At 61.8% G+C, this 12,660-nt stretch carries 9 protein-coding genes; 1 reads left to right on the forward strand and 8 read right to left on the reverse strand.

All coding sequences use genetic code 11. The features are described 5' to 3' along the window. Positions 1-915 precede the first annotated feature (915 nt). Positions 916-1,863 carry an IS110 family transposase gene (locus J3P84_RS14155; protein WP_434623735.1) on the forward strand — a complete coding sequence of 316 codons (948 nt, stop codon included), beginning with the start codon at positions 916-918 and terminating at the stop codon, positions 1,861-1,863. Positions 1,864-2,065: 202 nt separating this feature from the next. On the opposite strand, the gene J3P84_RS14160 is transcribed toward J3P84_RS14155, so the two are convergent. The 8 genes from J3P84_RS14160 to J3P84_RS14195 form a co-directional block, all read right to left on the reverse strand. Beyond that, on the reverse strand, positions 2,066-3,145 hold the full coding sequence (locus tag J3P84_RS14160) for a tartrate dehydrogenase (RefSeq protein WP_434623737.1): 1,080 nt from the start codon (positions 3,143-3,145) through the stop codon (positions 2,066-2,068). A 33-nt stretch (positions 3,146-3,178) separates the two neighbouring features. Beyond that, a complete protein-coding gene (locus J3P84_RS14165; RefSeq protein ID WP_434623739.1) occupies positions 3,179-4,636 on the reverse strand; it encodes an NAD-dependent succinate-semialdehyde dehydrogenase in 1,458 nt (485 codons plus the stop codon). 130 nt (positions 4,637-4,766) lie between these two features. Next, entirely contained in the window at positions 4,767-5,924 is a 1,158-nt protein-coding gene (gene argE / locus J3P84_RS14170) for an acetylornithine deacetylase (protein WP_434623741.1), read from the reverse strand. Then, positions 5,921-7,762 (reverse strand): ABC transporter ATP-binding protein, encoded by a 1,842-nt coding sequence (locus tag J3P84_RS14175; RefSeq protein ID WP_434623743.1) that lies wholly within the window; start codon positions 7,760-7,762, stop codon positions 5,921-5,923. Before J3P84_RS14175 ends, argE begins: the two co-directional genes overlap by 4 nt. 1 nt (position 7,763) lies before the next feature. Next, complete coding sequence (locus J3P84_RS14180) at positions 7,764-8,639, reverse strand: ABC transporter permease (RefSeq protein ID WP_434568485.1); 876 nt, start codon at positions 8,637-8,639, stop codon at positions 7,764-7,766. Further along, complete coding sequence (locus J3P84_RS14185; protein ID WP_434623746.1) at positions 8,636-9,592, reverse strand: ABC transporter permease; 957 nt, start codon at positions 9,590-9,592, stop codon at positions 8,636-8,638. The genes J3P84_RS14180 and J3P84_RS14185 overlap by 4 nt, the downstream gene beginning before the upstream one ends. 39 nt (positions 9,593-9,631) lie before the next feature. Further along, positions 9,632-11,278: an ABC transporter substrate-binding protein gene (locus tag J3P84_RS14190; RefSeq protein ID WP_434623747.1), complete on the reverse strand. Its 1,647-nt coding sequence runs from the start codon at positions 11,276-11,278 to the stop codon at positions 9,632-9,634. An 83-nt stretch (positions 11,279-11,361) separates the two neighbouring features. Continuing rightward, positions 11,362-12,636 (reverse strand): NAD(P)/FAD-dependent oxidoreductase, encoded by a 1,275-nt coding sequence (locus J3P84_RS14195; RefSeq protein ID WP_434623749.1) that lies wholly within the window; start codon positions 12,634-12,636, stop codon positions 11,362-11,364. Positions 12,637-12,660 lie beyond the last annotated feature (24 nt).

Here is a 12,660-nt window from a genome sequence, read left to right on the forward strand (position 1 = left end):
TCGGCACCTCGCCTAGGCTCGGTGTGCCCGCACTCCGGCATTGCTCCGTGGGCCCGCCGCGAAGGGCCATCCATGGCCCAGCGCGGCTAACCCGGCATCCATGCCGGGTTGCCCACTCCACAATGCCTACGTTCGGCCAGCGTGGTTAATGGGGCGCCGAGATCAACGTCCGCCGCGAGGCGGCCTTCGAGCCGACCTGTTTTTTGGTGAACCGCGCTTCTCCTGTGGGAGCGAGCCTGCTCGAAGAGGCCAGCTCATTCAACATCTTCATCGGCTGACACACCGCCATCGCGAGCAAGCTCGCTCCCACATTGGGTCTTCTACAGACGCAGGTTCACGGCACACATGAAATCCCTGTGGGAGCGAGCCTGCTCGCGAAGGGGCCGGTCCATTCAAAATCTTCATTGACTGACACACCGCCTTCGCGAGCAGGCTCGCTCCCACATTGGATCAGCGGCAGACGCAGGTCTCACGGCATACCGAGGAACCCTGTGGGAGCGAGCTTGCTCGCGAAGGGGCCAGTTCATTCAATATCTTCATCGGCTGATACACCGCCTTCGCGAGCAGGCTCGCTCCCACATTGGATCAGAGCGGCAGACGCAGGTCTCACGGCACACCGAGGAACCCTGTGGGAGCGAGCTTGCTCGCGAAAGGGCCAGCACATCCAATATCTTCATTGGCTGACACACCGCCTTCGCGAGCAGGCTCGCTTGTATGGTAGGACTTGAAGGGAGGAGGAGGGACTAGGCTCGATTCTGACTGTTAGCCGCAGTACAGACCGTGGGAGATTTCACCCCTCCTCCTTTCACCCAAGCGCCGATAAAGAATGCATCTGGCCTAGACCGACGATAGGAACAAGCCTGCGCCTCTGGGTGAACCCTTCAAGTGTTCAAACCTTAGCCCGGAGGATTTTCAATGGCAATGCCCGTCGCCACCGCCCAGCCGATCGTAGGTGTGGATGTCGCCAAAGATGAGTTGGTGATTTATCACGCCCAATCCGATCGACTCGAAACGATCCCCAACACCAAAGCTGATATTAAGAAGTGGCTCAAGGCATTACCTGCGCCAGTGGATGTCGCCATCGAAGCCACCAATATCTATCACCAGGACTTCGCCGATCTGGCTTATGCGCATGGCTGTGTGATTTATATGATCGGCGGTTACGAACTCAGTCATTACCGCAAAGGTGTGAAAGTGCGCGCTAAAACCGATGCGCTGGATGCTCGGTTGTTGGCTCGCTACTTGAACAACGAAGGCCACCAGTTGCACCCTTGGTCCCCGCCATCGCCCCTGTATTGCAGGCTTATAAGCCTTTTCCGGCGACGGGCAGCCTTGGTTCAGGCGCGTGTCAGCCTCAAGCAAAGCTGGTCGAACGAACCGTTGCTCAAAACGGCCTTCGAGAACCAGATAAAGGCCATGCAAAGACTCGAAATTTTGCTTGAGAAAACAATCCAGACGCAGTTGGATGCAGCCGGTTTGGGCAGTCAGCTCAAGCGCTGCATGAAAGTCGAAGGCATCGGTCTGTTAAGCGGTGCCCGTTTACTTACGTCGTTTCAGCGTGGAGATTTCAGAAATGCCGATGCCTTCATCGCTTTTCTGGGTCTGGACCTGCGCATATCGGACTCGGGAAAAAAGAAGGGACGCCGCTGCCTGTCTAAGCGAGGTGATCCGGAGGCACGCCGATTGATGCACAACGCCGCGATGTCGGCGAGTCGCACAGCGGCGTGGAAGGGATTTTACGAGGGTTTGAGGTCCCGAGGGCTCAGCACAACCGAGGCATTGGTAGCGCTGGCCCGCAAGCTTGCCCGAGTGGTATTCGCTCTGTTGAAGAACCAGAGCGAATACTTACCAAAAGGCATTTAGGGGCTAGCCCTGCACCATAGAATCTCCCACATTGGATCATCCAGCAGACGCAGATTTCATGGCATACCGAGAACCCTGTGGGAGCGAGCCTGCTCGCGAAAGGGCCAGCACATCCAATATCTTCATTGGCTGACACACCGCCATCGCGAGCAGGCTCGCTCCCACAGTTGTGTCGGGGCAGGACCGGAGCGCAACGCCCAGTTCAAAGCGCCCCCGCAATAGCCAGACCAACCTCCTGAGTCGACGCCTGTCCCCCAAGATCAGGCGTAATCGGGCCCTGTGCAATAACCCGCTCGATGGCCCTGAGAATCCCGTCATGGGCCGCGCGATAGCGCTCGTCACCATTACCCAGGAAGTCGAGCATCAAGGCACCGGACCAGATCATCGCAATCGGGTTGGCGATGTTCCGTCCATAGATATCTGGCGCCGAGCCATGGACCGGTTCGAACAACGAGGGAAATCGTCGCTGTGGATCGAGGTTGGCCGAAGGGGCGATGCCGATGGTGCCGGCGCAGGCAGGTCCGAGGTCGGACAGGATGTCACCGAACAGATTCGACGCCACGACCACATCGAAACGGTCTGGCTGAAGCACAAAGCGCGCACAGAGGATATCGATGTGTTGCTTGTCCCAGGTGACGTCCGGGTACTGCTGCGCCATGAGCGCCGTGCGTTCGTCCCAGTACGGCATGCTGATGGAAATGCCGTTGGACTTGGTCGCCGCCGTCAGGCGTTTGCGCGGCCGGGTCTGGGCCAGGTCGAAGGCGAACTTGAGAATCCGGTCCACACCGCGTCGGGTGAATACCGACTCCTGCAGCACGAACTCGTGCTCGGTGCCTTCGAACATCTTGCCGCCGACCGAGGAGTACTCGCCCTCGGTGTTTTCGCGGATCACCACGAAGTCGATGTCCCCGGCTTCACGTCCGGCCAACGGACACGGCACGCCGGGAAACAGCCGCACCGGACGGATGTTCACGTACTGATCGAAGTCCCGGCGAAACTTCAGCAGCGAACCCCACAGGGAAATGTGATCCGGCACCTTGTCCGGCCAGCCCACGGCGCCAAAGTAGATCGCATCGAAGCCCTTGAGCTGTTCGAACCAGTCGGCGGGCATCATCTGCCCGTGTTCCAGGTAGTAATCGCAGTGGGCCCAGTCGAGCACTTCGATGCTCAGATTCAATTGCCATTTCTTCGCCGCCTGCTCCAATACCCGCAGCCCCTCCGGCAAGACTTCCTTACCAATACCGTCGCCAGCAATCGCGGCGATTCTGAATGGTTTGCTCATCAACCGTGCCTCCTCTTCAAATCGCTGACCGCATCACAGCCCGCCGACGTGGAAGGCTTTGACTTCAAGAAATTCATCCAGGCCATACTTGCTGCCTTCACGCCCCAGGCCCGATTGCTTGATGCCGCCGAAGGGCGCGACGTCCATGGAAATGAGCCCGGTATTGAGGCCAACCATGCCGAACTCCAGGGCCTCGCCGAACCGCCATGAGCGGCGCAGATCCTGGGTGAAAAAATATGCCGCCAAGCCATAGGGCGTAGCGTTGGCCAAGGCGAGCGCCTCTTCTTCCGTGCTGAAGCGCATCAGCGGAGCAACCGGACCGAAGGTTTCTTCGTTGGCCAGCAGCATCCCGGCATGCGTCTGCCCGAGCACCGTCGGCTGGACGAACCGGCTGTCGCCCGTGGGGATTTCGCCACAAAGCAGGCGAGCGCCCTGGCTCAACGCCTCGTCGATGTGTCGAGCGACCTTGCTGACCGCCGCCGCGTTGATCAGCGGACCGATGTTCACCTCGGCCTCGAGGCCGTCGCCAACCTTGAGCTTGCCCACCTCCTCCACCAGGCGCTGGGCGAAGCGCTCGTAGATCCCATCCTGCACCAGAATGCGGTTGGCGCAGACGCAGGTCTGCCCGGCGTTGCGGAATTTGCTGAGCATGATGCCGGTCACGGCTTGCTCCAGGTCCGCGTCGTCAAACACGATGAACGGAGCGTTACCGCCCAGCTCCAGGCTCAAGCGCTTGATGTGTTCCGAGCTCTGACGCATCAGCAGGCGTCCGACAGCGGTAGAGCCGGTGAAGGAAAGCTTGCGCACCGTCGGGTTGCCGGTCAGCTCTTCACCAATGCCGGCGGGTATGCCGGTCACGACGTTGAACACCCCGGCCGGAATCCCGACCCGCTCGGCCAGCACCGCCAGGGCCAGGGCCGACAGCGGGGTCAGGTCCGACGGCTTGACCACGATCGTACAGCCCGCGGCCAGGGCCGGTGCGCACTTGCGGGTGATCATCGCATTGGGGAAATTCCACGGGGTGATCGCGGCGCAAACGCCCACCGGCTGTTTGAGGGTCATCAAGCGCCGATCACCGCTGGGGGCCGGGATGGTTTCGCCATAGATCCGTCGGGCTTCTTCGGCGAACCATTTGACGAAGCTGGCACCGTAGCGGATCTCGCCCTTGGCTTCTGCCAGCGGCTTGCCCTGCTCAAGGGTGAGGATCAGCGCCAGGTCGTCGAGGTTGTCGATCATCGCCTGGTACCAGCGATCGAGCAGCGCCGCCCGTTCCGCCGCCGGACGTGCACGCCAGGCCGGCCAGGCACGGTCGGCAGCTTCGATGGCGCGCCGGGTTTCACTGCCGTGTATCGCCGGTACCCGGGCAAGCACCTCGCCGGTGGCCGGGTTGATCACGTCCAGGGTGGCGGCGTTGTCGGCGCCGACCCACTGGCCGTCGATGTAAGCGAGTTCTACCAGCAGGCTGGGGTCTTTCAGGCGATTCTTGAGCATGACGTCGGGTCCTGTTCTGAGACAGCCTTCAGTCTATTGAGTCGCCCTGGACGAGGATGCTGAAAACGCCGGCCCTACAGCCTTGAATGCTGAAAATCAGCCTTCGACGGCAGGCTTTACTGTTGCACGATCAAATGCGCATCGAGCCCAGCAACCCTTGCAGGAAGTACTCACCCGCCTCCATCTGGCTGATCTCGATGTACTCGTCAGGCTTGTGCGCCTGTTCGATCGAACCCGGGCCGCAAACCACCACTGGCACATCCAGGCGTTGCTTGAATAACCCGCCCTCGGTGCCGAACGAGACTTTCGCGGTGCCAGTGTCCGGGGCGGCAAAGTTTTTCAGGAACCGTACCGCTTCGACGCTCGGGTGGGTGTCGAGGCCCGGGTAGACGTTCAGGGTCTCGATTTCAATCGCCGCCACGCTGGAGAGCTTTTGCGCCTCGCGTACGATCAGTTCGGCCCGTTCGCGCATCTGCTCGAGGAAGCCGTCCAGGTCGTCCGCCGGCAAGTTACGCACTTCGAAATCAAGGGTGCACAGGTTGGGTACGATGTTCAGCGCCTTGCCGCCGACAATCTGACCGACATGCACGGTGCTGTAGGGCACATCGTAATCGGTATCCCGGGCACCCTGCTCTTGCAACTGCTGTTGGCTCAGGCGCAGCGCGGCGATGAAATCGCAGGCCACATGAATCGCATTGACCGAGCGTGGCGCCAATGATGAGTGCGCCTCCAGCCCACGACAGTACGTACGGTAGGAACCCTTGCCCTTGTGCCCGAGAACGAACTGCATATGGGTCGGCTCGCCGATGACGCACAGAAACGGCCGGACCGGTGCCAGGTGCAGCACATCAAGCAAACGCCGTACCCCCACGCAGCCGATCTCCTCGTCATGGGACAGCGCCAGCTGCAGCGGCCTGCTCAATGGCTGCTCGGCGGCATCGAGCATGGCGTCGACTGCCAGGGCGATAAAGCCCTTCATATCGCAACTGCCACGGCCATAGATCCGTCCGTCCCGCACCGTCGCCGCAAACGCCGGGAAGGTCCAGGCCTGCCCCGCCGCTGGCACCACGTCGGTATGACCCGACAGCAGGATCCCCGGTACATCCCTTGGACCGGTACTGGCAAACAGGTTGGCTTTGTTGCCGCTGTCGTCCCGCACGATCAAGGACTCGATGCCCTTGGTCATGAGCAGATCGCGCACGTATTCGATCAAGGCCATATTCGATTCCGAAGAGACGGTGTCGAAGGCCATCAGCCGTTTGAGAATCTCCAATACACGGGATTTCATGCGTACGCCGCCACGGTCGGAGTGTTCGGTTGCTGGGTTTTCATCAGTTCGGCGCTGTCGTGGTGGCAAAGGATTTCGCTGCCACCGACTAACATCCGTCGGTCCGGCGCGACGCGGTTGCACAGCCCGTCGACCCGCACCGGGCAGCGACTGAGGAAAGTGCACAGCCCTGGCACAGCGGCTTTCGGCCCAATCGGCGGCAGCGTCTGGCAGGTCGTTGCCCCGCAGCTTTCCAGCCAGCCCTGGCGCAGTTCCGGTACGGAATGGATCAACAGATCGGTATACGGATGGAACGGAGCCTCGGCATAGGATTGACGCGTACCGGCCTGGACCTTGTGCCCGCTATACATCACCACGATGTCGTCACACAAGGCGCGCACGGTGGAGATGTCGTGGCTGATGAACAGATAGGACACTCCTAGCTCCTGGCGCAAATCGCGCAGCAATTCGAGAATTGCCGCACCGACCACGGTATCCAGCGCCGAGGTCACCTCGTCACAGAGAATCAGGTCTGGCTTGGCCGCCAAGGCCCGGGCCAGGTTGATCCGTTGCTTCTGTCCGCCGGACAGTTCGTTCGGACGCCGGTCCGCCATCGTCCGGGGCAAACGCACCAGGTCCAGCAGCTCGCCGATACGCTCGCGCAACGCGGCGCCCTTGAGGCCGAAATACATCTTCAGCGGGCGGCTCAGGATCGTGCTGACGCTGTGCATCGGATTGAGTGCGGTGTCGGCATTCTGGAAGACCATCTGTATGCGTCGGAACTGCTCCTGGGTACGCGACGGCAGGCTGCCGCCCAGGGGTTGACCATCGAAGGACAACCCGCCAAGGGCTGGCTGCAACAACCCGGCCACCACCCGTGCAAGGGTCGATTTGCCCGAGCCCGACTCACCGATGACGCCAATGGCCTGGCCTCGGCGAACCGTCAGGTCGATGTCTTCCAGCACGCGAATCGCTGGCATGCCCTGGGCATTCTTGTTGCCGTAGCCGGCGGTCAGCCCCTGGATGGTCAGCAAAGGGGTGTCTTGCGCGATGTCGCCGGGCGGACGGATCGTCGTGTCCGGCCGCGCCGCCGCCAACAGGCTGCGGGTGTATTCGTGGGCCGGGCCCTTGAGCAAAGGTGCCGTGGCGCTATGTTCGAAGATCTCGCCGCCATTGAGTACCACGATCTGATCAGCCATCTGCGCCACGACCGCCAGGTCGTGAGACACATAGACGGCCGTGGCCCCACGCTCGCGGACTACCCGTTTGAAGGCCCGCAGTACATCGATCTGGGTCGTCACATCAAGGGCCGTGGTCGGCTCGTCGAGCACCACCAGCAATGGATCGCTGATCAGCGCCATGGCCGCCATTACCCGTTGCAGCTGCCCGCCGGACACCTGATGAGGATAGCGCTGGCCGATGCGCTCCGGGTCTGGCAGGGCCAGGTCACGGAACAGCTCGATGGCCTTCGCCTCAAGCACCGCTCGGCTACCCAGGCCATGAATCAGCGCGCCTTCCACTACCTGGTCGATGAGTTTTTTCGCCGGGTTGAACGCCGCTGCGGCGCTCTGGGCGATATAGGACACGCGGTTGCCGCGCAACTTCTGCAATTGGCTCTCGCTCAACGCCAGCATGTCGTCCTCGCCGATTTGCACCACGCCGCCCGCCAGCCGACAACCGCGTCGGGCATAACCGAGCAATGCCAGGGCGATGGTGGTCTTGCCGGAACCGGACTCACCGATCAACGCCAATACTTCGCCTTTTTGCAGGGAGAAGCTGACCCCCTTGACGATGTCCACCTCCTCGCGCTCGCCGCAGGCGACCACGCGCAGGTCCTGTACCCGAATCAATTCGCTCATTTCAATGACCTCCCGTACGTCGGCTACGTCGCGACGACAACCGGTCGATGAACAGATTCACGCCGATGGTCAGGGTGCCGATGGCCAGGGCAGGAATCACGATGGCCGGCGCCCCCTGATTGAGGCCGCCGATGTTCTCGCGCACCAGCGAGCCAAGGTCGGCATCCGGCGGTTGCACGCCCAGCCCGAGGAAACTCATGCCACTGAGCAGCAGCACGATGAAACCAAAACGCAGGCCCAGGTCCGCCAGCACCGGATTGAGGATATTCGGCAGGATTTCCACGCAGGCGATATACAGTCGGCGCTCGCCCCGGGTACGGGCCACTTGCACGTACTCCAGCGCTTCGATATTCACCGCCATGCTGCGGGCGATGCGGAAGGCACCGGGGGTGTAGCTCAACACCGCCGTGCAGATCAGCAAGGTGACCGAGGAGCCGAAGGCCGAGACCATGATCAGCGCCAGCATCTTGCTCGGGATCGAAATGAACGCGTCCATCAGGCGGCTGATCAGCTCATCCAGCCACTTTGGCGACACCACCGACAACAGCGCCAGACTGGTTCCCAGGGTGCTCGACAGCACCGCGGCCACCAACGCCAGGCCGACGGTGAAACGCGCGCCGACAAGAACCCGGCTGAGCATGTCGCGGCCCAGGTAATCGGTGCCGAACGGGTACGTCGCGCTGAGGCTGTCGAAGACGTTGTCGGAGACCACTTCGCCCACCGGATGCGGCGCCAGCCACGGGCCGAAAATCGCCACCAGCAACCAGATCACACACATCGCGGCGCCGGCCAGGCCAAGCCAGGACTTTGCGTGGGCGTCTTTGCCCAACCCCAGCGCAGCGGCCGCCGTCGGCGATTTCACAATGAGGTTGTTCATTGGTTTCTCAGCCTCGGATTGGAAAGAATCGCGCACAGGTCGGCGATCAACACCAACGCCAGGTACGCCGTACAGAACAACATGGTGCAGGCTTGAACCAGGGCCATGTCGCGGTTGGTCACGGCATCGACCATCAAGCTGGCAATGCCGGGATAGTTGAAGATCGTTTCGACGATCACCACCCCGCCCAACAGGTAGGACAAGCTCAGGGCGATGGCATTGGCAATGGGGCCGATGGCATTGGGCAAGGCATGCCGGAGCACGATACGGATATTGCTCACGCCCTTGAGCCGGGCCATTTCCACGTAAGGGCTGTCGAGCTGATCGATCACGGCTGCGCGGGTCATGCGTGACATTTGCGCGACAATCACGCAGCACAGCGTCATCACCGGCAATGCGTAGGTGCGCATGAATTGCCAGGGGGACGTGATGTCACTGGCATAGGACAGCGCCGATAACCAACCCAGGTTCACGGCGAATATCAGCACCGCCAAGGTGGCGACCAGAAACTCCGGCACGGCCACCATGGTCAAGGTGAAAAAACTCAGGAAGCTGTCGAGGCGCCCGCCTCGGCCCATGGCCGAGCCGATACCCAGGGTCAACGCCACGGGCACCGACACCAGGGCCGTGGCAGCGGCGAGCATCAAGGTGTTGGGAACCCGGCCGGCCATCAGCTCGATTACCGGCGTGGCGTTGGACATCGACATCCCCAGGTCACCGCTGAGCAGGCTCGTCAGCCAATGCAGGTAACGCAACACACCGGGCTGGTCCAGGCCCATTTTCGCCCGCAGGGCCGCCACCTGTTCCGGCGTGGCGAACTGTCCCAGCGCCTGTTGCGCCGCGTCCCCCGGCAGTACCGCCGTGATGGCGAACACCACCATCGAGACAATCAACAAGGTCACGACCGCCGCCCCCAGACGGCGGCCGATCAACCACAGTGTGTTGCTATTCATCATCCGACCCTCGTGCAATGTGGCCCAAACCGACCTTCATCAGGCATCCAGCCAGATCTGCTCGGCAAACATGTAGCCCATGAAACCGCCCAGGGGATTGGCGCCGTAGCCCTTTACGCGCTGGTCGGCACCGTCGATGTTGCTGATGAACACCGGTACGCCGATACCTCCGTGCTCATGCACCAGCACCTGCATGTCGGCGTACATCTTGCCGCGCTTGGCCTCGTCGGTTTCACCGCGGGCCTGTATCAACAATTGGTCGAACTGCTCGTTTTTCCAGCCTGATTCGTTCCAGGGCGCGCTCGACTGGAAGAACTGCGAGAACAGCATGTCGGCATTCGGTCGCGGATTGATGTTGCCAAAGCTCAGCGGGTGCTTGGCCCAGTGGTTGGACCAGTAGCCATCGCTCGGCAGGCGGTTGACGTTGAGCTTGAGCCCGGCTTCCTTGGCGGACTGCTGCAGCAGCACCGCGATGTCCACCGAACCGGTCGCCGCGGGCGAGCACATCAGCGGCATGCTGATGCTTTCCATGCCGGCCTTCTTCAACAACGACCTGGCCTGTTCAGGATCGTAAGCCCGTTGCGGCAAATCGGCGTTGAAGAAGCGTGCTCCGGGCGCGATCGGATGGTCGTTGCCGACCCGCGCATAGCCACGGAAGATCGCCGACTTGATCTGTTCCCGGTCCAGCAATAGCTTCATCGCCTGGGTGAACTCCGGGCTTTTGCCGGGCATCTGGTCCTGACGGATGATCAGGTCAGTGTAGTTGCCCGACGGTGAGTCGATGACCCGATGCCGGGCGCTGGCCTTGATGCGGGTCGTCGAACGCGGGTTGACCTCGTTGACGATGTGCACGTCCCCTGACAGCAGGGCGTTGATCCGTGACGATTCGTCGGCAATGCCGATGAATTCGATCTCGTCCAGGTACGGCAAGCCGGGCTTCCAGTAATTGCTGTTGCGCACGCCAACCGAACGCACCCCGGGCTTGAACTCCTTGACCTTGAACGGGCCGGTACCGATGCCCTGGGTGAAATCGCTGGTGCCCTCGGGCACGATCAACATGTGCGAGACGGCAAGGACCGAGGGCAGTTCAGCGTTGGGGCCGCTCAACTGAATCTGCACTTCATGGGTGCCGACGGCTTTGACGTCGGCGAACTGCGACGCCAGCGGCAAGACCTTGGAGCCGGTGATCGGGTCCTTGTGACGCAACAGCGAGAACACCACGTCGGCGGCGGTCAATGCCTTGCCGTTGTGGAAGGTCACTTCCTTGCGCAGGCTGATCACCCAGAGCGTGGCGTCCGTGGTCTCGATACGCTCGGCCAGTTCCAGTTGCGGCACCATGTGGCTGTCAAAACGCGTCAGCCCGTTGTAGAACATGTAATGGCGTACGTAGTCGGTGGACGACGAACCTTTGGCCGGGTCCAGGGTGTCGGCGGTGGAACTGGTCGAGCCGGCGACGCGGATGCGCCCGCCCGGCTTGCCTTTGCCTGGGCTGGCGGCCTCCTCATCGGCGAACAGCTTGCCGGCGGTGCCGAACAGGCTACCGGCGCCCGCCACGGCCACCCCGGCCAACCCGAGCATCTGCAATGCATTGCGGCGGGACATGCCGCGATTGAGCCCTTCGAAAACGCGCAGACTTTCCGTACCTGTTATCAGCTGGGTATCGATACTGTTTTTTTTGTCAGTCATGTCGGTTCTACCTTTCGCAAATGATAAGGCTCGATTGCTCGCGCTATACGCAATGTGATGAAACCTGAAGCGTCCCTCGCCACTCAGTGCAAATAGTCTTGAAGGCGGTAATACGCACCTACCAGCGGCAGGAACCAGGGCTTGCCAAAATGTCCGGGGATGGCCGGCCAGTCGAGTTCGCGCCAAGGGTTGGCCTCGACTTTCCCGGCCATGACGTCGGCCATGACCTGGCCCATGTGCACCGACATCTGCACGCCATGGCCGCTGTAGCCCATGGAGTGATAGACGCCGCCGTGCTGGCCGGCCCGGGGCAGCCGATCGGAGGTCATGTCGACCAATCCGCCCCAGCAATACTCGACCTTCACGTGGGCCAGTTGCGGAAACATCTGCACCATCGCCGCGTGCAGGACTTTGCCGCTCTTGGCATCGGACACACTGTCGGACATGGCGAACCGCGCCCGCCCGCCAAACAGCAAGCGGTTGTCCGGGGTGATCCGAAAGTAGTTGCCGATCATCCGGCTGGTGACATAGGAGCGGTGTGCCGGCAGCAAACTGTCGATCAGGGCCTGCGGCAACACCTCGGTGGCGATCACAAAACTGCCCACCGGCACGATCCGCCGCCGATACCAACCCAACCCACCCTGCTGGCAGGTTCCCGTGGCCAGCAGGATCTGCGTGGCCTGGAGCGAACCCTTGGTGGTATTGACCCGATAACCACCGGCGCTGGTTTTCCAGTCCGTTACCGATACGCCTTGGAAAATCAGCGCGCCGTGACGGGCCGCGGCCTCGGCCAATCCGACCCCGAAGCGTCCGACATGCATCTGCACGCCGTTACGCTGCAGCAAGCCGCCATGGAACTGGGCCGAGTTCACTTCAGCCCGAGCTTCCTGCGCAGACAGCAACTCGACCTCGGCATCGACCTCGCGCCGGATCAATTCGCAAGTACGTGCCAACCCTTCGTAGTGCAGGGGCTTGGCCGCCAACTTGAGCTTGCCGTTGCGCTTGAAGTCGCAGGCAATCTGCTCTTGCTCCACCAGCGAGACGACACTCTGCACGGCGCTTTCATAGGCCTGGTAATAGGCGCGCGCCTTGTCGGCGCCGAGGCTGGCACTCAATGACGCGTAGTCCTGGGCGACGCCGGTGTTGCACTGGCCGCCATTGCGCCCCGAAGCCTCGCCAATGACCCGCCCGCCTTCCAGCACCACCACATTGGCGCCCTTCAAGGCCAGGGACCGGGCGGCGGCCAGGCCAGTGAAACCGCCACCGACGATGGCCACATCGACCTGCCCGGGTAACGCACCGAGCTGGGCACCGGTAAATGCCGGTGCGGTATCGAGCCAATAAGACTCACTGCCCATGTCTAACCCCTTATGCCTTGAAGC

Source organism: Pseudomonas sp. Z1-29 (assembly GCF_051131995.1).
Taxonomy (GTDB): Bacteria; Pseudomonadota; Gammaproteobacteria; order Pseudomonadales; family Pseudomonadaceae; genus Aquipseudomonas.